The following is a 22447-nucleotide window of genomic DNA, read 5'->3' as shown; positions in this document are numbered from 1 at the left end:
TGACCCACCAGATGAGGGGTTCCCCACCCGGAACCAGGGTCAGGAACCCCGAACCGGGTGGGTCAACCCATCAAATGAGTTCAGCTCAGGAACAGCTCGATCACGGGGACGAGGACGTTTGGCTTCTGGATCGGGAGCTTCAGGGTGAGTACGTCGCTCGAGACGCCGCCCATGGTGGTGTTCTGCGCCTGCTGATGGGGGTCGTTCTCGATGCGCTTGATCTCGGACGCGTCGTTCAGGAGTTGGGCGTACTTCACCTTCCCGCCGAGGCCGGCCAGGTGCACGTGCCCCATCGGCCACGAGAACAGGTGCAGGTACAGCCGGTTGCCCTTCTGCGTGTAGCGGGCGTCCACCGGCGGCGTGTACTCGGCCGGCCGGGCGCCGCGGATCGAGCGCTCGTGCAGCCGCATCCACTCACCGATCGACGCCAGCGTCGCCAGCGCCCGCGGGTCGAACTCACCGCGACCCGTCGGCCCGACGTTCAGCAGCAGGTTGCCGTCCTTGGAGACCGAGTCGACGAGCATCTTCACCAGCAGTTCGGGTGACTTCCAGTCCAGGTTGTCCCGGTCGTAGCCCCAGCTGCCGTTCAGCGTCTGGCACGCCTCCCACAGCACCGGTACGCCGTCGCGCTCCATCGGACCGTCCGGCTGGTACTGCTCCGGCGTCACGAAGTCACCCGGGATGTCCAGCCGGTCGTTGATCAGGATGTCCGGCTGCAGCTCCCGGACCATCGCCATCAGCTCGACCGAGCGCCAGTCGTCCCGGCCCTTGCCGTGGCCGTCCCGCCCGTCCGGGTACTGCCGGCCCGGGTAGGAGAAGTCGAACCACATGATGTCGATCGGCCCGTAGTTGGTCAGCAGCTCACGGGTCTGCGCGTGCAGGTAGTCGGCGTACACCTGGACGTCGCGCCCGGCCGCCTTCGCGATCGCCTCCTCGTCGTCGCGCTGCGGATGCACGAGGTCGATCGGGAACTCGGGGTGGTGCCAGTCGATCAGCGAGTGGTAGAACCCGACCCCGAGGCCCTCGGCCCGGCAGGCCTCGACGAACTGCTTGACCAGATCCTTGCCCGCACCCCAGGCCGTGTGCGCGACGGTGTAGTCGGACACCTCGGAGTCCCACAGACAGAAGCCCTCGTGGTGCTTGGTCGTGAGTACGGCGTACTTCATGCCGGCCTCGCGGGCGGCGCGGGCCCACTTGGACGGGTCGTACAGGTCGGGCTCGAAGTGGTCGAAGTACGGCTGGTAGTCCTCGTCGGTCAGCCGTTCGCGGTTCTTCACCCACTCGTGCCGGGCCGGCAGCGAGTACAGGCCCCAGTGGACGAACAGGCCGAACCGCCAGTCGCGGAACTTCTCGACAGAGGCCGCGGGAGGCACGTCGGTCATCAGCAATCTCCTTAAGGGTTTAACGGCCGCCCAGCCCGGTGACGAGCAGGCCGCGGACGAGGTGTTTCTGCAGCAGGACGACAAGCAGCACGGTGGGAAGCATGGCCATGATCGACGCGGCCATCATCAGGTTCCACTGGGTGCCCTGCTGGCCGACGAACTGCGCCAGGCCGAGCGGCACGGTGCCCTTGTCCTCGACGCTGTTGATGATGATCAACGGCCACAGGAAGCTGCCCCAGAAACTGATGAAGGTGAAGACGGTGAGTACGGCGATGGCCGGCCGCGCGAGCGGCAGCATGATCCGCAGGAACGTTCCGAACGGACCGCACCCGTCGACCCGGGCCGCCTCCTCCAGTTCGGCCGGGATGGTCAGGAAGAACTGCCGGAGCAGGAACGTGCCGAACGCGGTGAACGCCCACGGCAGGATCAGTGCCCAGTAGCTGTCCACCCAGCCGAGTGCCTGCATCAGCCAGTACATCGGCACGATCAGCACTTCCTGCGGCACCATCAACGTCCCCAGGAACAGGACGAACAGTTGCTCCCGGCCCCTGAACTTCAACCGGGCGAAGGCGTACGCCGACATGCTCGAGGCCGCGACCACCACCAGGGTGCCGGCCACCGCCACCAGCAGGCTGTTCAGGAAGTAGCGACCGAACGGAGCGAACGTGAACGCGTCCGCGTAGTTCTTCCAGCGGATCTCGGAGCCGAACAGGTGCGGTGTCGGGGTGAACACCTCGTCGGCGGGTTTCAGCGACGTGGAAACGGCGTACACCAGCGGGCCGAGGAAGGCGATCGCGACGACGATCAGCAGCACGTGCGAGACGCTGCTGCGAACGCGGCGGGCCACCACAGAAGTCTCAGACATCGTAGTTCACCCACCGCTTCTGCCCGACGAACTGGATCGCGGTGATGCCCATGATGATCACGAACAACACCCATCCGGCCGCCGACGCCAGTCCCATCTGGAGGAACTGCCAGCCCTGGTTGTAGACGTACATGACAATGGTCTGGGTGGCCACACCCGGGCCGCCCTGGGTCAGGATGAACGGCTGCGCGAACACCTGGAACGAGGTGATCAGCGTCATCGTGGTGGCGAAGAACATCGACGGCGTGATCATCGGCCAGGTGATGTAGCGGAACCGCTGCAGCGGCCCGGCGCCGTCGATCTGCGCGGACTCCAGTTGCGACTGCGGAACCTGGTCGATCGCGGCCGAGAAGACCAGGAAGTTGTACCCGAAGCCCTGCCAGATCGACATCGCCACGATCGCCGGCATCGCCCAGTTCGACGAGCCCAGGAAGTTCGGCGCGTCGATGCCGAACCAGCTCTGCAGGCCGCCGTCGATCAGCCCACCGGGCTGGAACAGCAGCCGCCAGACCATCACGTTGGCCACCATCGGCGTCATCACCGGGATGAAGAACAGCACCCGGAACACCTGCCGGCCCCTGATCTGCGGGCCCAGCCAGACCGCGAGCCCGAGCGAGACGACCACGTTCAGCGGGACGTACAGCACGACGAACAGAACCGTGTTCAGCACCACGCGGCGGAACACCGGGTCGTGCAGCAGGTGCGAATAGTTGCCGAAGCCCTGGAACGTGCGCTCCCCGAACACCGGCCAGTCGAACAGGCTGATGCCCAGTGCCATCGCCGTCGGGAACAACGTGAACAGGGCCAGCCCGCCGAGGCTCGGTGTCAGGAAGACCGACGCGTACCGGCCGTCTCGGCGCAACGCGGGGCGGCGCCCCGCCCGGTCGCCGCGTGAAGGCGGCGTACCGGTCGGGGCGACCGTTGTGTTGACGGCAGCCATTACGAGCCTGCGCCTGCCTGGTCCTGGATGGTCTTCAGGGCCTGGTCCGGCGGGATCTCACCGTTCAGGGCCTGCGTTCCGAAGCGGTTGAGCAGGTCGGCGACCTGGACCCAGTTCTTCGAGGTGACCAGCGGGATCGAGTGCTCGGAGGCGTAGTCGATGGTCTCCTTTGCGCCGTCGATGTTCGCGGCGGTGAACCACGCCGGGTGCGCGACGGTGCGCGCCGGGTACGCGCGGCCGGCCTGGGCCAGCGTGGTCAGCGGCTTCTCACTGGTCATCGACATGATCGCCTGGAAGGCGGCGTCCGGCGTCTTGCAGGACCGGGAGATGCCGAAGCCCGAGCCGGCGGTGTAGGTCTTCGAGCCGTCCGGACCGGCCGGGATCGGCGCGATGCCGAGGTTGAACTTGACCTTGCCCTTCGTGTCGATCAGCGACCACGGCCCGTTCAGTTGCATCGCGGCCTTGCCGCCGGTGAACTGCTGGGTTTCGAAGTCCGGGTTGCCGCCCGGCACCTGCGGGGCGATCTTGTCGGTCTTGACGAAGTCGGCGTACTGCGAGAAGCCCTGCTCGAACTTCGAGTCGGTGAAGTTGAGTTTGCCGTCGGCGAGCGGTTCGGCCCCTGTCATGGTGCGGATCCAGGACATCGTGCCCAGGTCGCCAGGGGTCGTCACCAGGCCGGTCTTACCGGCGGCGGTCAACTTCTTCGCAGCAGCCTTGAACTCGTCCATCGTCCAGCCAGGCTTCGGGTCGGGTACGCCGGCGGCCTTGAACATGTCCTTGTTGTAGAAGATCACCATCGGGCCCGAGTCGTACGGGATCGCGATCTGCTTCCCGTCCGCCTTCAGACCGTCCATGATCGGCTTGTCGAAGTCCTCGGGCTTCAGGCCGTACTTCTTGATCAGGTCGTCCAGCGGCAGCATCGCGCCGGCGTACGACGCCATCCGCAGACTCTGCATGCCGATGATGCAGGGTGCCTTGCCGCCGGCCAGCGTGGTCCCGATCTTCGACCAGTAGCTGTCCCACGGGGCGCCCTGGAGCTTGACGGTGATCCCTGCGTGATCGGTGTGGGCCTGGTCAGCGACCTTCTGCCAGGCGGCCTGGTCCTCGGCGCCGGCGACCCAGAACGACCAGGTCAGGTCTGCCTTGTCGGCCGATCCCGAACTACTACCGCTGCTGCCGTTGTTGCCCCCGCAGGCGGCCACGGCGGTCAGGGCCAGAACCGACAGAGCGGCGGTGACCCAGCGGCGTGTCCGCGCCGGTGATGCTTTCATCGCTGACCTCCAGGGGATGCGCTTAGTCATCCGATCTATAGTCGGAAGCATTCGGCGCAGTCAACACCTCAGCCCCATAATTCCTGGCCTGAACCGGCAATTCGGCCCTAGACATCCGATGTATCGTGCAGGAACATCGGATGTCTCAGCAGATTCAGGAGGTGAGGCGATGCGCGTCACCGACGAAGCGATCGATCGGATCAAGCAGATGATCGTGGCCGGTGAACTGCGGCCCGGCGATCGCTTGCCGCGGGAGGCCGATCTGGCTGCCCGCCTCGGCCTGTCCCGGAACTCACTGCGCGAGGCGGTGAAGGCGCTCGCCCTGATCCGGGTGCTGGAGGTCCGGCAGGGCGACGGCACGTTCGTGACCAGCCTCGACCCGGCGCTGCTGATGGAGACCATGGGGTTCGTCCTCGACCTGCACCAGGACGCGTCGGTGCTGGAGTTCTTCGAGGTACGGCGGATCCTCGAGCCTGCTGCCGCGGCCCGGGCGGCACTGCGGATGCCCGACGAGGACATCACCGCGTTGCGCAAACTGCTGGACGATCTCGGGCCGGAGCCGTCGGTCGAGGATCTGCTCACCAGCGACGTGGAGTTCCACAAGGTGGTGGCGCTGGGAAGCGGCAATCGGGCGCTGGCGTCGATGATCGACAGTCTGCGGCAGCCGACGTACCGGGCACGGATCTGGCGAGGGCTGACGCAGAGCGACGCCGTCACCCGGACGCTGGCCGAGCATCGGGCCATCCTCGACGCGATCGAGGGGCGGGAGCCGGAGGTGGCCAGGTCCTGGGCGACGGTGCACATCGCCGGCGTGGAGCGCTGGATTCAGGAGGCGGTCAACCTCGACGAGGAGTCAGCTCCACGAGAACTGCGCTCGGCATCGGGAGGGACAGTTCGACCGCTCCGGCGTGCAACTCCAGTGGAGTACTGACCATTCGGCTGCGCTCGGCCAGGTCGGCGAGCTCGGCATCGGTCGGCCAGTCGCCGAGACCTGCTGCGGCTGTGGCAATGTCACCTGCGCCGATGGCCAGCGTGGTTGCCGTCGCTTCCCAGGACGGGTCGACGCCGGGCAGCCGGACCTGGACCGTCCTGGTCAGTTCCGGCGCCCCCGACGACTTGGTCTGATCGAGGGTCAGATTCCACAGCAGTACGGCGATGCGGTCGCGGTCTCGGGAGGCCCAGGCTTCCACCAGGCTCCCGCCGCCGTCACCGTCGTACCTGACCGGCAGCTCGACCGGTCCGAGCCGGCTGAGCAGCGTCATCGCGTGGTAGCGGGGTTTCGCGAGCCCACCAACAGTTTGCAGGCCGAAGCCGCCGTGCAGGAACCGCGGCGGCCGGCCGAGTTCCTCGAAGTGGTCGGATGCGACCCAGTACGAGAGCGCGTCGATCCGCCCGGCCGCGGACCGCATGCCGCGCAGCAGGAACACGCCGGAGAACACCGAGTCGTTGATCGGGTTGAAGTGCCGCGGCGTCACGCCCCACTCGGTCCAGAGGATGCGCGCATCGCCGTACCCGTGCCGCTCCAGCGACGCCCGCACGTCGAGTGGCGGCGATCCGTACGTGTGCGTGGTCACGAAGTCGACCGGTGTGCCGTGGGCCTTGGCGTGGGCGAGCAGATCGTCCACCCAGCCGGCCGCGGCCGACGACGGGCCGCCCACCGCGAGGCGCGGGTCGACGGACTTCACGGCGGCAGCGGACACGTCGTACAGCTGGAGCCATTCGGTCTTGGTGCCGGACCAGAAGACCTCGAGGTTGGCCTCGTTCCAGACCTCGAAGTCCCAGGTCAGCACTTCGTCGAGGCCGTACCGGTCGACCAGGTGCTGGACGAGCGCGCGGACCAGGTCGTGCCAGCGCTGGTACGACGCCGGCGGCGAGATGATCGCGCCGTACTCGAAGACCGTCTTCGCCGGGTCGCTCGCCAGCTCCCGCGGCATGAACCCGAGCTCGACCACCGGCCGCAGCCCGATCGCCAGCAGCTTGTCGTAGATCTTGTCGACGGTCGAAAAATCGTAGGTATCGCCATCGATCACGTGCGTGTCGTCGTGGAAGATCGCGTGCGCGCGGACCGTGCGGACGCCGATCTCGTCGTGCATCCGGCGCAGCGCGTCCTCGAGTTCCCTGCCGATCTCGTGGCCGCCGGTCAGGTCCTTGCAGAGCAGCTGACTCAAGCGCTCGCTGCCGACCATCGGCTCCCACGGCCGCTGCAACTCGGTGCCCTCGGCAACCGCATCCACGGTCACCACCACGCCCGGCACAGACCCACCAGCGACCAGCGGCACCGCGCCGACGGTGGGACTCGGCCGCCCGTGCGTCGTCACCTCGGGAACACTCGCGACGGCGTAGCGGCACGGCGTCCCCGGGGTGCACGTGGTGTCCACGTACGGCGGCGACGGGACCGACAGCACGTCGCCGCTGTGATGATCGACCGGCTCCAGCGGACCGCGCTCACCGGTCCCCCGGAAGATCAGGTAGCCGACCGCGCCGTCCACCGGCGACCAGTCGATCGTCACCTGGCCGACGCCGCCGACCGCCGTGACCTCCTTCGGCGGATCGAGCTCCGGGAAGGCGAACTCGCGCTGTTCATCGCTGCGCAGCGCGATCCGCTGGTCCCAGTCGGTCCGTGCGTCCAAGGGGGCGTCGTCCGGCATCTACGCGACTCCCGATTCGAACTGTTCCATCGCGATCAGCGGCCGGATCCTGCTCTCCACCGTCCGGCTCGCGAAGCTGCGCCGGATCAGGTTCTCACCGAACACGTTGCCGATAGCACCCATCACCATCGCCTGGTCGAGGGACAGGTACCGCTTGGCGATCAGCCCCGACTTCACCGCGACCGAGTCGTAGAACCCGCCACCGCCGTACGCGTGCAGGTTCTTCTCGATCTTGCTCAGGTTGTCGATCGCCTGCCGCGGCGCGTACGCCATCGCCAGGAACGCGGCGTGCGGGGTGACGACGCCGTCGCCGTACGCCGGGTTCGGGTTGACGCCTTCGCGGCAGCCCTCGAAGCCGGCGTCGTAGTTGGTCGCCTCCAGGTCCGACGGGTAGCCGCCCGGGTCCATCCCGATCGCGTCGACACCGTAGACGGAGTACCCGCCCTTCGGGTTCGACGCGGGGGAGAAGCCCCAGTAGCCGTACTTCGCGTCGTCGAGACCGTGCTCGATATGGGCGCGGACGGTGAGCGGGTGATTGATGCCCCAACTACGCGGCGCCCAGGTCGCCTCCGGGACGAACAGGTCGGGCATCAGCGACTCGAACATGTCGCCGCCCCAGGACGGCACCAGCCGCATCCCGCGGTACTCGTAGGTTCCCTCGAAGACGTCCAGCCCCAGGTACGTGCGGTGCACGCCCTTCGGCTTCTGCTCCACCCACGACCAGTCGCAGCTGTCCGGGAACGTGCGGTACGTCGCGAAGTACTGCGTGTGCGGGACCTGGTTGAGCGCGAACCCGACGTACCCGGCGATCCGGGCCTCGGTGTTGCAGGTGTCGTAGTGGAACTTGCGGTAGTACACGTCCGGGCCGACGCCGGCGTGGTTGCCCTGGTCGGTTTCCTCGTCCGGCGGCGGGGTCTCGAAGAATCCGCCGCGCATCAGCCCGCCCGGACGGGCCGCGGGGTTGTAGTAGAACTTGAAGTTCATCTTGTTCAGCAGGGAGTCCGCGAGGGCACGGGCGCGCGGCTCGGCGTTGCGGACCACCATCAGCGCGCACGCGAACCATCCGTTGTCGACACTCGACACGAACGGCGTGATCGGCCGGGTGCCGTCCGGGTCGACGCGCAGCACTTCACCGGTCGCCTCGTCGTACCAGTTGAAGTACATGCCGCTCGGCTCGTGATGGACGACGTTCTTCATCGTCGTCAGCGTCTGCGTGATCCGGCGCAGCGACTCCTGCGGCGAGATGATGCCGAGGTGCTTGGCGACGACCGTGCTCCACAGGTAGCCGCCGATGTTGGTGGGCGAGGTGTACTTGCTGCGCACCGGGTTCGTCACCGACTCGCCGATGTTGTCGGCCGGCAGCCCGGTCTTTTCGTCGGTCATCGCCACGAGGCTGCGCCAGGTGTCCCGGGCCCATCGCCCCACCAGAGCTTTGTCGGCGCGGCTCGGGACCCAGCCGCCTTCGAGTAGTTCGGCAGGTGCGGGCGTCCCGCCGTACGCGGGTGATCCGGCGCCGGCGAACGCGAGGGCTCCGGTGGTGGCGAGGACAGTACGGCGACTGATGATGGCGGTCATCTGAGGTCTCCTATTTCAGTCCGGTAATGGCGATGCCCTTGGTCACATGCCGCTGGAACGCCAGGAACATGACGAGCACCGGTACGACGACCACGACCGCGCCGGCCATCAGCAGGCCGTAGTTCTGCGCGTTCTGGCCGGTCGAGTACAGCGCCAGGGCAACGGGAAGCGTGTACTTGTCCTCGGTCTGGGCGATCACCAGCGGCCAGAGGAAGTTGTTCCAGGAGCCGAGGAAGGTGAGGATGCCGAGCGTGGCCAGCGCGGGCCGGGTCAGCGGCAGCATGATCCGGGCGAAGATGCCCAGCTCGCTGGTGCCGTCGACGCGGCCGGCGTCGATCAGGTCGTCGGGCAGCCCGAGGAAGAACTGCCGCATCAGGAACACCCCGAACGGCGAGACCAGGAACGGCAGGATGAGGCCGGGGTACGAGTTCGCGAGCCCGGCGTTGGTGACGAGGACGAACAACGGGACGAACGTGACCATGCCGGGAATCATCAGCGTGGCCATCACCAGCACGAACAACGCGTTGCGGCCCTTGAAGTTGAGCTTCGCCAGCGCGTAGCCGATCATCGAGCAGAAGATCAGGTTGCCGGCCGTGACGGCCAGCGCGACCACCGTCGAGTTGAGGAAGTAGCGCGGGAAGTTCGCCTTGCTGAACAGGTCTGCGTAGTTCTGGTTGGTCGGCTCGTTCGGCCACCAGGTCGGCGGGACCCGTAGCAGTTCGCCCTGGGTCTTGAAGCTGCCGAGCACCATCCACAGGAACGGCGCCGCGACGGCGACCAGGCCGAGCACTCCGATCAGATAGATCCACCAGGTACGGCGCATCACTTCTCCCTCAGCAGCCGGAACTGGATGAACGTGACGACCGCGATGACGACGAACAGGATGTACGCCATCGACGTCGCGAGCCCGTAGTTGCCGAACCCGAACTGGTCGTACGTCGCCATCGACACCGAGATCGTGCTGTCCAGCGGCCCGCCCTGCGTCATCACGAACGGCTCCTCGAAGAACTGCAGATAGCCGATGCCGGTGGTGACGCTGGTGAACAGGATCGTCGGCCGCAGTAACGGCAGGATCAGGTGCCGGAACCGTTGCCAGGAGCTCGCACCGTCGATCTGGCCGGCCTCCTCGACCGACTCCGGGATGCCCTGCAGACCGGCCAGGAAGATGATCATCGCGGAGCCGAAGTTCCGCCAGACCGCCATCGCGATCAGCGACGGCATCGCCCAGGTCTTGGACGCCAGCCAGTTCGGTCCGTCGATCCCGACCCAGCCGAGCACGGTGTTCAGCAGACCGTTGTCCGGTGACAGCACGAACCGCCAGATCACCGCGATCGCGACGATCGACGTCACCACGGGCAGGTAGTAGCCGACCTTGAACAGCGCCTGGAACCGCTTGACGCCACGATCCAGCAACACCGCCGCGCCCAGCGCCACCACCAGCGTCAACGGCACCCCGACAATCACGAAGTACGCCGTGTTGAACGCCGCCTTACCGAACGTCTCGTCCGTCAACGCCTTCACATAGTTGTCGAACCCCACCCCGTTCACCGAGAACGGCGTCCGCAGATCCCGCTGCTTGATATCGGTGAACGACATCCCGAACGACCCGAGCACCGGCCCGGCAGTAAACGCCAAGAACAACGCCACGAACGGCAGCACGAGAATCCAAGCAGCCGCAGTCTGCCGATCCAACCGCCGGCCCGCTCCACCCGCCGGTGCGGAGCGTCCGCCCTTCCTTGCACCCGACGAAACGCGCTGCGCCTCGTCGGGTGCTGTCCGTTGACTCATGATGCTCAGCTACCGCCCGTGCCGATGGCGGATGCCTTGGTCTGAATGGCCTTGGCGGTGTCGGCCGGCGACTGTCCCGACTTCGCCATCTTCTCGACCTCGGTGTCGAACGCCTTGGCGACCTGCTCCCAGTTCACGATCGCCGGCGGCGCCTTCGCATCCTCCAACTGCTTACCGAACACCGGCAGCAACGGATCCGAAGCGATACTCGGGTCCTCCCAAGCACTCTTCACCGCGGGCAGATCCGACGACATCTTGAACCACGAGGCCTGCGTCTTCGGATCCGACAGGAACTTGACCAGCTTCCAGGCACTGTCCTTGTTCTTCGACGCCTTGAACACCACGAAGTCCGACCCACCGACGAACGACGTCGCCGTCTTGTTCTTCGGGATCTGGAACACCCCGATGTTCGGCTTGATCGCGTCCCCACCGGCCTTCGCCACCGACCCGGCCATCCACGGACCGGAGATGAACATCGGCACCTGACCGTTCACGAACTGCGCCTCGGTCTGGTTCGGCGGCAGGTCGGTACCGGCCAGCTTCTCGGTGAAGAAGCTCTGGTAGTACTTCAGCCCTTCCTGCATCTCCGGGGTGTCGAAGGTGAACTCCTTCTGGTCGTCCCCGGTGATGTTCGCGCCGGCCGACCACGCGAACGGCATCACGGTCTGCCAGGACCCGTCGCCGCCCGGCTGCAGGTTGATCCCGTACTTCGCGCCGGCCTTCTCCTTCATGGCCTTGGCCATCGCCTTCAGCCCGTCCCAGTCCGTCGGGGGAGTGCTGAAGCCGGCCTTCGCGGCAAGATCCTTGCGGTAGAACACGAGCCGCGTCTCGACGTACCAGGGAACGCCGTACTGCGTTCCGCCGACCTTCGTGGTGTCGAGCGCGCCCTCGTAGAAGCCGGAGTTGTCGAAGCCCTGCGGTGTCGGGTCGAGCGCGCCGAGGTCGGCGAACTCGCCCATCCAGGTGGTACCGACCATGGCCGCGTCGGGCAGCGTGTTCGCGGTGATCGCGGTGGTGAACTTGTTGTGCGCGGCGTCCCAGGGGATCGGCGTGACGGTCACGTTGACGCCCGGGTTGGCCTGCTTGAACTGCTCCATCAGCTTGGGCAGGTTCTCGCCCTCGGTGCCCATCGCCCAGACGGTCAGGTTCCCGGTCGCGGGTCCTTCGCTGACGGTGGTGGTCGGTTGCGACCCGCCGCTCGGTGTGTCCTCGGACCGTCCACAACCGGCCAGCGCGAGCGCTGTCGCGGTGAGTGCAGCGCTGCCGATCACCAGCCGGCGGCGGATGCTGTGGGTGAACATGTGCTGTCTCCTCACTCGGTTACTTCTGCATCCCCCGGTTGGTGCCACAGCTGTCCCGCAGCACCAGTTCTGTTGCCAGTACGTCGTTGCGCGCCCGGGTCCGAACTCCGGTCACCCGCTCGTGCACCCGCTCCGCGGCCACCCGCCCCAACTCGGCCATCGGCTGCCGCACAGTCGTCAACCCCGGCGACACGTACCGAGCCGCCATCACGTCGTCCCACCCGGTCACAACAATCTCCCCAGGCACCCCGACCCCGTTCGCGACCAACACGCTCAACGCAGCCAACGCCAACTCGTCGTTGGCACAGACCAACCCATCGGGCCTCCCGCTCGTCTTCCCCGAGCGGGTGGTTGCCTGGAGCATCTTCTCGGCGACCGTCCGTCCAGCTTCCTCCGTCAGGGGCACCCGGATCGGCTTCGGCACCTGCAGTTCGCGGAGCTCATGCGCCTTCGCGAACCCGGCGTACCGCTCGGACACGTCGTACGAGCTGGCCGGATCACCGACGAACAGCAGCTTCTCCCGCCCATGGTCGAGCAGTCGGGTCGTGAGCTGCTCGGCACTCGCCGCGCTCTCGCTCCGCACCGAGTCGCACCCGGTGACCGGCGGATGCGCGATCAGCACCACCGGTACGCCGGCCTTCCGCAGCCCCTGCACCGTGGGCAGATCGAGAGCGTTGCCGTGGACAACGATCCCGTCGACCCGCCCGGCCAGGTCCATCACGGTGCGTCGCGGATCCGGGTTGCCGTGCGTGACGGTGATGACGACACTCTGGCCGTGTTCGCCGGCCCAGCGTTCGTAGCCCATCAGGAGGTCGCCGTAGAACGGACCGGCGAGATCCGGCAGCACCAGCCCGTGCGCCTCGTGCCGCTGTACGGCGAGACTCCGCGCGGCCCGTAGCGGTACGTAGTTCAGCTCCTGCGCCGCCTGGTCCACCCGCGCCCGCGCCTTCGCCGACACCGGGCCGGTCCCTTGCAGGACACGCGAAACCGTCGCGATCGACAGCTTCGCGCGGGCCGCGACGTCGTAGATCGTCGCCGGCCGGCCGGTGGGTCCGGGAGGCACTGGGTTCGCTCCTGACGGAAAAGTGGAAGCGCTTACAGTTTCGATACGATGCCTTGGATCGATCGAACGGTCAAGGGTTCGGCGCGGACGGATCTGCGGTCTGCGAGGATGCAGGTGTGACCACACAGGAGCGGAAGGACCGGGTCTTCCTGGTCCGGCACGGGGAAACCGAGTGGAGCAGGTCAGGCCGGCACACGTCCGTCACCGACCTCCCCCTGACACCCGAGGGCGAACGGATCGCGACGAGTCTGCGGGAACGGCTGGCGGGGGAGTCCTTCGACCTGGTGCTGACGTCACCGCGGCAGCGCGCCCGGCGTACGGCGGAACTCGCGGGCTTCCCCGACGCGGAGGTCGACGACGACCTGGTCGAGTGGAACTACGGCGATTACGAAGGCATCACCACCGCCGAGATCCGCGAGACCGTCCCCGGCTGGACGGTCTGGGACAAACCGGTACCCCACGGCGAAACAGCCGCCGACGTCGCCACCCGCCTGGACCGCGTCAACGCCCGCCTCGCCGCCGTACCCGGAGACGTCCTCGTCTTCGGCCACTCCCACGCGCTCCGCGGCCTCACCGCCCGCTGGCTGGAACTCGACGTCACCGAAGGCCGCCACTTCGTCCTCAACACAGCCACCATCTCGACCCTCGGCTGGGAACGAGGCTCCCCAGCCATCCACCGCTGGAACAGCTGACTCACTTTCCGGAACATTTGTTGCACTAGCTGGCAGAAATGTTCCGGAAAGCCGAGATGGGGCATCCGCGCGAGCAGGGTGTGGCATCGAGGAACGGGTTCGTACGACGAAGCACCTGAAGCACCTGTACGGCGGCATCGCACGAGCGGTTCGTGATGTCGAACCACCCGTAGCGCAGGGTTGCCTCGGTCCGTAGCGTGGCGCGATTGTCCCGATCGAGGTCGCGCCACCGCTGCTGCGGCACGAGATGAAGGCGGCCGTCGAGTTCCACGTTCAGGCCGAACCCGGCGTAGTGCACGTCCGTGAACTCGCCGTCGACGGAGCGCTGCCGTTGCCCGCTGGGCAACCCGTGGCGACGCTCGACGTCCCGTGCGTAGCGGATCTCCAGCAGTGAGTGTGATCCCGCGACGACATCCTTCATGATCAACCGGAGGCTCCCGCGATGCCGCAGTCTGGGACGATCGGCCAGCGAACTCAGGATGTCCTCCGCGCCGACGCGGCCGCTCTGACACGCCTCGGCGATCACCGCGGCCGCCTCGTCCAGCGACGGCGCGATCCCCACGATGTCGAGGACCGCTTCCGCGGGCGTACGTCGCGGTGGAGCGACTGCGGCGAGACGGGCGGCCCAGTGCTCGTCGCGATGGATGACGAGGCCGGCGCGCGGTCGGACCTTACGGTGTTCCGGGATGGCCACGTGGACGCGGCGCTCCGGATCCGGCTTGATCAGTCCCAGCTGCTCCGCGGCGGTGTAATGACTCCACGCCGCGTCGGGGCCGGCGTACAACAGGGCCGCCAGTAGGCGCTCGGTGTACCCGATCGGACCTGTGTGAGTGACGTACACGCCGGGATGCACCGCTCGCCAGCGCCTGTTGCGTAAGGGTCTTCTGATGCGCGGCTCGGACCAGCCTGCCGCGAGGAGTTGGGCGCGCGAGACGATCCCGCCCTGCACGTCGATCAGCGCATCGATCCCCTTCGCGCACAACGGCTGCGTCCACCACCACTCCACGCGCCCCAGGATGACGGATTCCGTCCGCGCCCGCCGTACCCCCTGTGGACAACCCGGCGACCCGCGCTGCCGGACGCCGGCGGCCGCCGCTGTCGCGGAACCGGCGACCGGCGCTTTCCGGAACTTATTTCGCGCTCGGTGGCGAATTCTTTCCGGAAAGACGGGCTACGAGGAGTTCAACCCGGCCGTCACGTTGGTCGGGGCGTAGGCGGCGGGCGTGGGCGAGGGTGGCTTGGCCGTGGAGGGCGCTCCAGAGGACCTCGGTGAGGGTTTCGGGGTCGTCGCCGGCGGCGAAGGGCTCGATCGCGGCCTGGAACTCGGCGAAGGCCGTCTTCAGGAGCAGCGGGCTATCAGCGCTAGCGAATTCCAGGTCGGTCGGACGGACGAAGATCGCCTCGTACACGGCCGGGTGGTTGGACGCGTACTCGAGATAGGCCTTGGCCAGTGCGCTGAGGCCGGCCGCGGGATTCGGTGCGGTCGTGCGCGCGACACGCAGTACGGCGATCAGTTCCTCGATGCCCTGGATGGCGACGGCGTCGGCGATCGCGTTCATGTTCTCGAAGTGGCCGTAGAGAACCGGCTGGCTGTAGTCGATGGCGTCGGCCAGGCGGCGGGTCGTGACTGCCCCCCAGCCGATGGACTCGGCGAGCTCGCGCGCGGTGCGCAGGATCAGCTCGTGACGCTCCGCGCGGGCCCTTTCACGGCGTGACTGAGTCGGCATGCCCGGATCCTAGCATTGCTAGACAATCTAGCGGCGCTAGACAATCTCATGGCGTTAGGGTTAGCATCGCTAGGAAATCTAGCGCTGCTAGATTTCTGGCTCGGGAAGTGCCCGGAGCCCTGTGAGTTGGGAGATATGCGATGCGTCGCTTCACCACTGTTCTGACGGTTCTGCTGGGGATCTTTCCGCTGACGTTCGGAGCCCAGTTCCTGTTCAACGGGTTGTTCGACGGGCACGGCGCCGCGGCGAACTTCGGGATCGATCCGTGGCCGACCGGTACCGCGGCCGGGTACTTCGCGGTGAAGGGCATCCGCGATATCGCCCTCGGGCTGAGCATCCTGGCCCTGTTCGCGCTCCGCCAGCGGCGCGCGACGGGCGTCGTACTCGCGATCACCTCGCTCGTCCCGATCATCGACATGATCACCGTCTTCACCCACGACGGCCCCGCGGCCACGGCGCTCGGAGTTCACGGACTCACAGCACTCGTCGTCCTCTTCGACGCGATCCTCCTGCTCCGCGAACGCGACACCGCCAACATCAACCAGGCCGGTGAGGTTGTTCAGCCCGCCCACTCGTAGAGGTTGACGGTGCAGTGCTCGCGGAACCCGAGGGATTCGTAGACGGGCCGGCCCGCCGACGAGGATTCGAGTACGGCGTATTCCGTGGTTGCCGCGCGCAGGGCGTCGTACGTGATTGCTGCTCCGATCCCGCGCCGGCGGGCCTCCGGCACCGTCATCACGAAGTACAGGCCGGCGACGCCCGCCCCGAGGTACACCGTCGCCGTCGCGACCGGTACGCCGTCCAGCCGGCCGAGGTAGTGCTGCCACGGGTCGTCGTACCCGAGCTTCCGGTAGACCGACGCGACCCACCGCGCCTCGCGTTCGCCCTCGCCGAATCCCTGACCGAGCGTCGCCTCCCAGACCGCCAGCGCCTCGTCGTCCTGCACCCGCGTCACCGACAGACCCGGTACGGCGCGGGGCGCGATCAGATCCGGGATCCGCACCGCCATCCCCGGCTCGCTCCCGGCCGGGACGAACCCCGCTGCGGTCAGGTCGTCAGCGGAGATCGGCATCGACGGACCGACATGCCAGGTCCCTGGTACGTCGTGTTTCTTCAACTCCGCCAGGGACTCGGCCACCACCTCGGCCGCGGAGGCCCGCACCACGGCGTTGTGATAGTCGATCGGCGAACCACCGATCGTCCACTCCGCGCGGTCGTCGACGCGCTGCGACCCACCACCCGCAGCACCCATCGCCATCAGCAACTCAGCCGAGTTCTCCTCGATCGCGCGTACCACATCAGCGTCGTCCATCTGCTGAGTCTTGCTGAACAGGGTGTGGTGCGTCTTGAGCTTTTACGCGAAGGTCCCGCACCTGTCAGCCGGGCAGGGCGTTCCACTGCTCCAACGTGGAAACGAGCAGCGTCGTGGTCGGGAGCGCCGCGAACTCCGACCGGGTCACGAAGCGGGCGTCGGTCGCGTCGTCACCGGCCGTGAGCGTGCCGCCGACGGCAGTCGCCCCGTAATCGCGGATCACGTACAGCTGGCCGCGCGGACCGGGCCGTTCGACCTCGCCCACCAGTTCGCCGACCTTCACGGTCAGGCCGGTTTCCTCCGCGACCTCACGCGCGACCGCGGTCGGATCGTCCTCGCCGGACTCGACCCGGCCGCCGGGAATCGACCAGAGTCCCCGGCCGGGATCATGCGCTCTCCGTACGACGAGCAACCGGTGCTGCTCGTCGTACACCAGGGCACCTACGCAGTCGACGCGCTCCATGCACCCCGAGGATAGGGCTTCTGTGCACAAGTGCCAGGCCGTCGAGGTGAACGCGGATAGCATCAGCCGTGACAGTCCATCGGAAAGGACACGGCCAGCTCGTGCGCATCGACCTGCACACCCACTCGAACCGTTCGGACGGCACCGACCCGGTGGACGTCCTGATGAGGCACGCGCAGCAGGCCGGGCTCGATGTGATCGCGCTCACCGACCACGACACCGCCGACGGCTGGGTGGACGGCCGGCGGGCCGCCGAGGAGCTCGGCATCGGGTTCGTCCCGGGGCTGGAGATCTCCTGCAAGCTCAACGGGATCAGCGTGCACCTGCTCGGCTACCTCCCCGACCCGACGTACGCCCCGCTCGCGAAGGACCTGCAGGTGGTGCGCGAGGGCCGCACCGACCGGATCCCGACGATCGTCGCCCGGCTGAACAGCATCGGCGTACCGCTCACCGTCGACGAGGTGCTGGCCCAGGCGACCGGTACGCCGTCGGTCGGCCGGCCGCACGTCGCGGACGCGCTGGTGGCGAACGGGACGGTCGCCAACCGGAGTGAGGCGTTCGACCGGTTCCTCGCCGACGGCCGCGCCGGCCACGTCCCGCACTACGCGCTCGAGCCGGGGCACGCGATCGACCTGGTGCGGGAGGCCGGCGGTGTGCCGGTGATCGCGCATCCGTGGGGCCGGTCGAGCTACAAGGTGATGACCGAGGAGAACCTGGCGGGTCTGGTCGCTGACCACGGCCTCGCCGGTATCGAGGTCGACCACCAGGACCACTCGCCGGAGTCGCGGGACGCGCTGCGGGCCATCGCCCGGAACCTCGGCATCATCTACACCGGCTCCAGCGACCACCACGGCCTCGGCAAGATCGACCACGACCTGGGTGTGAACTCCACCGAGCCCGAGCAGCTCGACCGCCTGCTGGACGTTGCCAAGACCAACGCCGCCGCCTCCGACGCCACTGTTCCCGAGGCCTACCTGCCGTGAACAGCGTCATCAACCTCGGGCTGCTCAGTGAGGTCGTGGTCACGCTGTTCGTGATCATGGACCCGCCGGGCACCGTGCCGGTCTTCATCTCGCTCACCGCCGGGCAGTCCCGCGCCGTGCGGAAGAAGGCGGCCTGGCAGGCGGTGCTGGTCGCGTTCGGTGTGATCGTCGCGTTCGCGGCGTTCGGTCAGCAGATCCTGCACCACCTCGGCATCACGCTGCCCGCGCTGCAGTGCGCCGGCGGTCTGCTGCTCCTGCTGATCGCGCTGCAGTTGCTGACCGACACCGCCGAGGACCCGGTGCAGACCAAGAACGTGAACATCGCGTTCGTCCCGCTCGGTACGCCGTTGCTCGCGGGCCCGGGTGCGATCGTCGCCACGATGGTGTTCGTGCAGCGGGCGAACGGGTCGCTGCCGGACGTCGTCGCGATCTCGGTCGGCATCATCCTGATCCACCTGGTGATGTGGCTGACGCTGCGGTTCTCCGGCATCATCATGCGGATCCTCGGGGAGAACGGCGTACTGCTCGTCACCCGGATCGCGGGCCTGCTGCTGAGCGCCATCGCCGTACAGCTCGTGGCCGACGCCGTCACCGACTTCATCAAGGCGGGATGACGGTGCTTCCCGGGATGCCGAAGCGGTTGTTCGTCGCGACGCCGACGAAACTGCTGACGTTCGCGGACTGCAAGCGGAAGTACCGGTACACGTACCTGGAGACGCCGCGGCCGCCCAAGGGCCCGCCGTGGGCGCACAACACGGTCGGTGCGATCGTCCACGAGGTGCTCGCGGACTTCTTCGGGCGCTGGCCCGCGTCCCGCCGTACGCCGGACGAGGTCGTCGCGAAGATGCGGTCGAGCTGGCGCAGCGAGGGGTTCCGCGACGAGCAGCAGTCGCTGGACTGGCGGGACCGGTCGACCGAGATGGTGATCGGGTACCTGCGGGACACCGATCCGTACTACGAACCTCGCGGAGTGGAGCGCACTGTCGCGTTCACCACCGAACGGGCCTCCTTGCGCGGACGCGTCGACCGGATCGACGAGCGACCGGCGCGGGACGGGAGCGGCGGGACCGAGCTGGCGATCGTCGACTACAAGACCGGTCGCCGCCCGCTGACCGCTGTCGACGCCCGGTCCTCGCTGGCGATGGCGTTGTACGTGCTCGGCGCGCGCCGCGTCCTGCACAAGCCGTGCACGCGCGTCGAGCTCCACCACCTGCCGACCAACACCGTCGCGGCCGCGGACCACGACGAGGCGTCCCTCGGCCGGCACCAGAAACGCGCCGAGGCGATGGCCGACGACGCAGCTGCCGCCGAAGCGAAGTGGGCCGAGGGACTGACCCCCGCGGAGGCCGACGAGGCCTTCCCGCCGGAGCCGTCCGCGCTGTGCGGCTGGTGCGACTTCGCGAAAATCTGCCCCCAAGGCCGCCGCGAAGCCCCCACCCGCGACCCCTGGGCAGGCCTCGACGAGCCATCACAGATCCCCCTGGAAGAGGCCGGCTGACATCGGTGCCAGCGCCGTGTGCGTGGGGTGCCAGTGGGTGGGTGGAGCCTGAGGGGGAATGAAAGGGGCTCGCTCGATGGGTGCGAAGACTGTGAACAAGCTGGCGGTGCCGGGGGCAATGCTGCACTACGAGGTCACCGGCGCGGGGCCGGTGCTGTTGCTGATCGCGGGCGGCGGGACCGACGCCGGGGTGTTCTCCGGGATGGTCGGGCAGCTCGCCGCGGAGTACACCGTGGTGACGTACGACCCGCGGGGCAACTCACGCAGCGGGTACGTCGGTGACGCGACGGACGAGACCCTCGTCCAGGCAGCCGCGGACGCGCTGGCCCTGATCGACACGGTCGCCGGCAGCGAACCGGCGTACGTCTTCGGCAGCAGCTCCGGTGCGATCACCGGTCTCGAGCTGATCACCCGCCACCCCGAGCGGGTGCGGATGCTGGTCGCGCACGAGCCGCCGTGCACCGAGGTGCTGCCGGAATCCGACGCGGACGACGCGCGGGCGTTCTTCGCCGACGTGTACGAGACCTACCGCGCAGAGGGCCTGACCGCGGCCGACGTGGTGTTCATGATGGGCACCGGGCTGGACGACGACGCGATGCCGCCGATGGAGGACCTGCTGCCGGAGTACCGCGAACTCGCGGAGCGGATGCAGGCGAACGCGGCCAACTTCTACGAGCACAAGCTGTTGCCGTTCACGCGGTACGAGCCGGATCTGGACGCCTTGAAGCGGGTCGCCGACCGCATCGTCCCGGCGGCCGGGCTGGAGTCGTACATGCATCTTCCGGGGCGGCCGATCGAGGTCATCGCGGATCATCTCGGCTGGCCGGTGGTGATGTTCCCGGGCGGGCACGGCGGGTACTCCAGCCACCCGGCGCCGTTCGCCACCCACCTCGCTCATCTGCTCAAGAGCGACACCCTGTAGGTTCCTGTACCTTCCGGACACCGGTCCGGGCGTGGGTCTGAGGGGTCCCACGTCCGGACCGGTTATTTGTGTTGACGCCGTCCCGCGGCCCGGCGTACCGTCCCTCTTCTGCCTTGACAATCGGTGTGGTTCAGCCATGCCGTCACAGTGGTGTCCGAACCCCCGGGTCTTTCCTGATCCGGGGCGGTTCTGCGTGCCGCTGTGCCTCTCGGACATCACCTGGAGTTCGAGAGGAGGTTGCAGTGGGCGTGTATTGGGCGATCGCCGTACGGTCGTTCCGGCGCTTCTCGACGTACCGGATCGCCACCGTGTCGGGCATTTTCACGAACTCGGTCTTCGGGTTCATCCTCTGCGGCGTGTACCTGACGCTCTGGCACGAGCGGCCCGGGCTCGGCGGGTACGACGTCTCGGACGCGCTGACGTTCGTGTGGTTGCAGCAGGGGCTGCTGATGCCGGTCGGGATCTTCGGCGCGAGCACGACCAGCGAGCTGGGCGAGCGGGTCCGCAGCGGCGCGATCGCGGTCGATCTCTACCGGCCGACGCAGCTGTTGCTGTGGTGGCTGTCGGTCGACCTCGGGCGGGCAACGTTCCAGCTGCTGGCCCGCGGCGGTGCGCCGTTGCTGGTCGGCGCGCTGGTCTTCGACCTCAAGTTCCCTTCAAGCGTGGCGCTGTGGCCGCTGGTCGTGCTCGGTCTGCTGCTCGGGATCATGGTCAGCTTCGCGATCCGGTACCTGGTCGCGCTGTCCGGGTTCTGGATCACCGACTCGCGCGGGATGGAGCAGCTCGCGCTGGTGCTGTCGCTGTTCTTCGCCGGGACGATCCTGCCGCTGGTCGCGTTCCCGGGCTGGCTCGGGGTGATCGCCCGCGCGACGCCGTGGGCCGCGACCATGCAGGTACCGATCGACATCTGGCTCGGCCGGAACCCGGGCGGGACCGGCGCCGCGCTGCTGTTCCAGTTCGGCTGGCTGCTGGTACTGCTGCTGGCCGGGCAGCTCGCGACCACGCTGGCGACCCGGAAGGTGGTGATCCAGGGTGGTTAGGCCCTGTCTGGTGATCCATCGCCTACTGCGGGGCACTCGGCACGGCATCTCGCCGCACGGGTGCAAAGGCCACGATGCTCCGCATCGAGACCTTCGCCCCCGCACGCCGATGCACCGCACCGAGCACCTCCTCGCTACGGCGCTGGATCACCAGACAGGACCTGAACGAGTGATCCGGGCGCCGGCGCAGTACTGGCTGCTGATCGTGATGTGGATCCGGTCGGTGCTGGCGTACCCGGCGTCGTTCGTGCTGATGCTGGTCAGCTCGACGCTGGTCAACCTGACCGATTTCGTCGCGGTACTGATCATGTTCAGCCACATCACGGCGTTCGGCGGGTTCTCGCTCGGCGAGATGGCGTTGCTGTACGCAACATCCTCGACGGCGCTGGGGATGGCCGACCTGCTCACCGGGTCGATCGAACGGGTCGGCGAACGGATCCGGACCGGGGCGTTCGACGCGTACCTGATCCGGCCGGTGCCGGCCTTCCTGCAGGCCGCGGCCGACGGGTTCGCACTGCGCCGGCTCGGTCGCCCGTTGCAGGCCGGGACCGTCCTGGTCTTTGCCCTGAGCAAGGTCGACATCGACTGGACCGTTGCCCGCGGCATCATGCTGGCGGTGTCGCTGGTCACCGGGACGGTGATCTTCGCGGCACTGTTCGTGCTCGGCGCGTCGTTCCAGTTCGTCGCGATCGACTCGGCGGAGCTGGCGAACTCGGTCACGTACGGCGGGCAGGCGCTGACCCAGTTCCCGTTGACGGTCTTCGGCAAGGAGATCGTGCGGGCCGTCACGTTCGTCGTACCGCTTGCCTTCGTCAACTATTACCCGGTGCTCTACGTACTGGGGAAGCCGGCCCCGCTCGGGTTGCCGTCCTGGATCGGCCTGCTGTCGCCGCTGGTCGCGGCGGTGATGGTCGCGCTGTCCTCGCTGGCGTGGCGGGCCGGCCTTCGTCGCTATCGCAGTACAGGGAGTTGAGGTC

General features: G+C 67.7%; 23 protein-coding genes. 9 read left to right on the top strand and 14 right to left on the bottom strand.

From position 1 onward, the window contains the following. Positions 1 to 80: 80 nt before the first annotated feature. Genes E0H50_RS05995 through E0H50_RS05980 form a run of 4 tightly spaced genes read right to left on the bottom strand, consistent with a single transcriptional unit; the run spans position 81 to position 4458 of the window. Positions 81 to 1382, bottom strand: a complete 1302-nt coding sequence (locus E0H50_RS05995) for an alpha-L-fucosidase (RefSeq protein WP_131285560.1) — start codon at positions 1380 to 1382, stop codon at positions 81 to 83. Positions 1383 to 1401: 19 nt separating this feature from the next. Next, a complete protein-coding gene (locus E0H50_RS05990; RefSeq protein ID WP_131285559.1) occupies positions 1402 to 2247 on the bottom strand; it encodes a carbohydrate ABC transporter permease in 846 nt (281 codons plus the stop codon). Next, on the bottom strand, positions 2240 to 3187 hold the full coding sequence (locus E0H50_RS05985) for a carbohydrate ABC transporter permease (RefSeq protein ID WP_131285558.1): 948 nt from the start codon (positions 3185 to 3187) through the stop codon (positions 2240 to 2242). The genes E0H50_RS05990 and E0H50_RS05985 overlap by 8 nt, the downstream gene beginning before the upstream one ends. Further along, a complete protein-coding gene (locus tag E0H50_RS05980; protein WP_165547009.1) occupies positions 3187 to 4458 on the bottom strand; it encodes an ABC transporter substrate-binding protein in 1272 nt (423 codons plus the stop codon). Before E0H50_RS05980 ends, E0H50_RS05985 begins: the two co-directional genes overlap by 1 nt. Before the next feature lie 169 nt (positions 4459 to 4627). On the opposite strand from E0H50_RS05980, the gene E0H50_RS05975 reads away from it, so the two are divergent. After that, positions 4628 to 5389 (top strand): FadR/GntR family transcriptional regulator, encoded by a 762-nt coding sequence (locus E0H50_RS05975; protein ID WP_131285556.1) that lies wholly within the window; start codon positions 4628 to 4630, stop codon positions 5387 to 5389. Here E0H50_RS05975 and E0H50_RS05970 read toward each other — a convergent pair. From E0H50_RS05970 to E0H50_RS05945, 6 genes are all read right to left on the bottom strand, one after another. Beyond that, positions 5295 to 7106, bottom strand: a complete 1812-nt coding sequence (locus E0H50_RS05970; protein ID WP_131285555.1) for a GH39 family glycosyl hydrolase — start codon at positions 7104 to 7106, stop codon at positions 5295 to 5297. The genes E0H50_RS05975 and E0H50_RS05970 overlap by 95 nt on opposite strands. Continuing rightward, positions 7107 to 8681 (bottom strand): glucoamylase family protein, encoded by a 1575-nt coding sequence (locus E0H50_RS05965; RefSeq protein WP_131285554.1) that lies wholly within the window; start codon positions 8679 to 8681, stop codon positions 7107 to 7109. A gap of 10 nt (positions 8682 to 8691) precedes the next feature. Next, positions 8692 to 9504: a carbohydrate ABC transporter permease gene (locus E0H50_RS05960; RefSeq protein ID WP_131285553.1), complete on the bottom strand. Its 813-nt coding sequence runs from the start codon at positions 9502 to 9504 to the stop codon at positions 8692 to 8694. Next, positions 9504 to 10373, bottom strand: a complete 870-nt coding sequence (locus E0H50_RS05955) for a carbohydrate ABC transporter permease (protein WP_131285552.1) — start codon at positions 10371 to 10373, stop codon at positions 9504 to 9506. The genes E0H50_RS05960 and E0H50_RS05955 overlap by 1 nt, the downstream gene beginning before the upstream one ends. 101 nt (positions 10374 to 10474) lie before the next feature. After that, positions 10475 to 11770 (bottom strand): sugar ABC transporter substrate-binding protein, encoded by a 1296-nt coding sequence (locus tag E0H50_RS05950; RefSeq protein WP_131285551.1) that lies wholly within the window; start codon positions 11768 to 11770, stop codon positions 10475 to 10477. A gap of 19 nt (positions 11771 to 11789) precedes the next feature. Next, on the bottom strand, positions 11790 to 12833 hold the full coding sequence (locus E0H50_RS05945; protein ID WP_131285550.1) for a LacI family DNA-binding transcriptional regulator: 1044 nt from the start codon (positions 12831 to 12833) through the stop codon (positions 11790 to 11792). 116 nt (positions 12834 to 12949) lie between these two features. Between E0H50_RS05945 and E0H50_RS05940 the strand changes: the two genes are divergently transcribed. Next, entirely contained in the window at positions 12950 to 13525 is a 576-nt protein-coding gene (locus tag E0H50_RS05940) for a histidine phosphatase family protein (RefSeq protein ID WP_131285549.1), read from the top strand. 25 nt (positions 13526 to 13550) lie between these two features. Here E0H50_RS05940 and E0H50_RS05935 read toward each other — a convergent pair whose 3' ends face one another. Both E0H50_RS05935 and E0H50_RS05930 read right to left on the bottom strand, forming a co-directional pair. After that, a complete protein-coding gene (locus E0H50_RS05935) occupies positions 13551 to 14531 on the bottom strand; it encodes a hypothetical protein (protein ID WP_131285548.1) in 981 nt (326 codons plus the stop codon). Between the two features lie 124 nt (positions 14532 to 14655). Next, positions 14656 to 15252: a TetR/AcrR family transcriptional regulator gene (locus tag E0H50_RS05930; RefSeq protein ID WP_131285547.1), complete on the bottom strand. Its 597-nt coding sequence runs from the start codon at positions 15250 to 15252 to the stop codon at positions 14656 to 14658. A gap of 140 nt (positions 15253 to 15392) precedes the next feature. On the opposite strand from E0H50_RS05930, the gene E0H50_RS05925 reads away from it, so the two are divergent. Beyond that, positions 15393 to 15830 (top strand): DUF4267 domain-containing protein, encoded by a 438-nt coding sequence (locus E0H50_RS05925; RefSeq protein ID WP_131285546.1) that lies wholly within the window; start codon positions 15393 to 15395, stop codon positions 15828 to 15830. Here the strand turns inward: E0H50_RS05925 and E0H50_RS05920 are convergent. Continuing rightward, positions 15812 to 16564 carry a GNAT family N-acetyltransferase gene (locus tag E0H50_RS05920; protein WP_131285545.1) on the bottom strand — a complete coding sequence of 251 codons (753 nt, stop codon included), beginning with the start codon at positions 16562 to 16564 and terminating at the stop codon, positions 15812 to 15814. The two genes, E0H50_RS05925 and E0H50_RS05920, sit on opposite strands and share 19 nt — an antisense overlap. A 64-nt stretch (positions 16565 to 16628) precedes the next feature. Continuing rightward, a complete protein-coding gene (locus E0H50_RS05915; protein ID WP_131285544.1) occupies positions 16629 to 17027 on the bottom strand; it encodes an NUDIX domain-containing protein in 399 nt (132 codons plus the stop codon). A gap of 101 nt (positions 17028 to 17128) precedes the next feature. Between E0H50_RS05915 and E0H50_RS05910 the strand changes: the two genes are divergently transcribed. The 6 genes from E0H50_RS05910 to E0H50_RS05885 all read left to right on the top strand — a co-directional run bounded on the left by E0H50_RS05910 (position 17129) and on the right by E0H50_RS05885 (position 22443). After that, positions 17129 to 18010 carry a PHP domain-containing protein gene (locus tag E0H50_RS05910; RefSeq protein WP_131285543.1) on the top strand — a complete coding sequence of 294 codons (882 nt, stop codon included), beginning with the start codon at positions 17129 to 17131 and terminating at the stop codon, positions 18008 to 18010. Then, positions 18007 to 18624, top strand: a complete 618-nt coding sequence (locus E0H50_RS05905; RefSeq protein WP_131285542.1) for a MarC family protein — start codon at positions 18007 to 18009, stop codon at positions 18622 to 18624. Before E0H50_RS05910 ends, E0H50_RS05905 begins: the two co-directional genes overlap by 4 nt. Then, positions 18621 to 19508: a RecB family exonuclease gene (locus E0H50_RS05900; protein WP_165547008.1), complete on the top strand. Its 888-nt coding sequence runs from the start codon at positions 18621 to 18623 to the stop codon at positions 19506 to 19508. The genes E0H50_RS05905 and E0H50_RS05900 overlap by 4 nt, the downstream gene beginning before the upstream one ends. Positions 19509 to 19584: 76 nt before the next feature. Further along, complete coding sequence (locus tag E0H50_RS05895) at positions 19585 to 20430, top strand: alpha/beta fold hydrolase (RefSeq protein ID WP_131285541.1); 846 nt, start codon at positions 19585 to 19587, stop codon at positions 20428 to 20430. Between the two features lie 242 nt (positions 20431 to 20672). Then, complete coding sequence (locus E0H50_RS05890) at positions 20673 to 21470, top strand: ABC transporter permease (RefSeq protein WP_131285540.1); 798 nt, start codon at positions 20673 to 20675, stop codon at positions 21468 to 21470. 169 nt (positions 21471 to 21639) lie between these two features. After that, the gene (locus E0H50_RS05885) at positions 21640 to 22443 is read left to right on the top strand and encodes an ABC transporter permease (RefSeq protein ID WP_238150799.1); all 804 of its coding nucleotides are present in this window, start codon (positions 21640 to 21642) and stop codon (positions 22441 to 22443) included. Positions 22444 to 22447 lie beyond the last annotated feature (4 nt).

The organism is Kribbella sindirgiensis, from assembly GCF_004331435.1.
Lineage (GTDB): Bacteria > Actinomycetota > Actinomycetes > Propionibacteriales > Kribbellaceae > Kribbella > Kribbella sindirgiensis.
Note: the sequence above shows the minus strand (reverse complement) of the source record. Positions and strands in the feature narration are given on the sequence as shown.

Excerpts from the sequence above, each read along its gene's own strand:
- E0H50_RS05995 (WP_131285560.1), bottom strand. The coding sequence starts at position 1,382 with ATGACCGACGTGCCTCCCGCGGCCTCTGTCGAGAAGTTCCGCGACTGG.
- E0H50_RS05990 (WP_131285559.1), bottom strand. The coding sequence starts at position 2,247 with ATGTCTGAGACTTCTGTGGTGGCCCGCCGCGTTCGCAGCAGCGTCTCG.
- E0H50_RS05985 (WP_131285558.1), bottom strand. The coding sequence starts at position 3,187 with ATGGCTGCCGTCAACACAACGGTCGCCCCGACCGGTACGCCGCCTTCA.
- E0H50_RS05980 (WP_165547009.1), bottom strand. The coding sequence starts at position 4,458 with ATGAAAGCATCACCGGCGCGGACACGCCGCTGGGTCACCGCCGCTCTG.
- E0H50_RS05975 (WP_131285556.1), top strand. The coding sequence starts at position 4,628 with ATGCGCGTCACCGACGAAGCGATCGATCGGATCAAGCAGATGATCGTG.
- E0H50_RS05970 (WP_131285555.1), bottom strand. The coding sequence starts at position 7,106 with ATGCCGGACGACGCCCCCTTGGACGCACGGACCGACTGGGACCAGCGG.
- E0H50_RS05965 (WP_131285554.1), bottom strand. The coding sequence starts at position 8,681 with ATGACCGCCATCATCAGTCGCCGTACTGTCCTCGCCACCACCGGAGCC.
- E0H50_RS05960 (WP_131285553.1), bottom strand. The coding sequence starts at position 9,504 with ATGCGCCGTACCTGGTGGATCTATCTGATCGGAGTGCTCGGCCTGGTC.
- E0H50_RS05950 (WP_131285551.1), bottom strand. The coding sequence starts at position 11,770 with ATGTTCACCCACAGCATCCGCCGCCGGCTGGTGATCGGCAGCGCTGCA.
- E0H50_RS05930 (WP_131285547.1), bottom strand. The coding sequence starts at position 15,252 with ATGCCGACTCAGTCACGCCGTGAAAGGGCCCGCGCGGAGCGTCACGAG.
- E0H50_RS05925 (WP_131285546.1), top strand. The coding sequence starts at position 15,393 with ATGCGTCGCTTCACCACTGTTCTGACGGTTCTGCTGGGGATCTTTCCG.
- E0H50_RS05920 (WP_131285545.1), bottom strand. The coding sequence starts at position 16,564 with ATGGACGACGCTGATGTGGTACGCGCGATCGAGGAGAACTCGGCTGAG.
- E0H50_RS05915 (WP_131285544.1), bottom strand. The coding sequence starts at position 17,027 with ATGGAGCGCGTCGACTGCGTAGGTGCCCTGGTGTACGACGAGCAGCAC.
- E0H50_RS05900 (WP_165547008.1), top strand. The coding sequence starts at position 18,621 with ATGACGGTGCTTCCCGGGATGCCGAAGCGGTTGTTCGTCGCGACGCCG.
- E0H50_RS05895 (WP_131285541.1), top strand. The coding sequence starts at position 19,585 with ATGGGTGCGAAGACTGTGAACAAGCTGGCGGTGCCGGGGGCAATGCTG.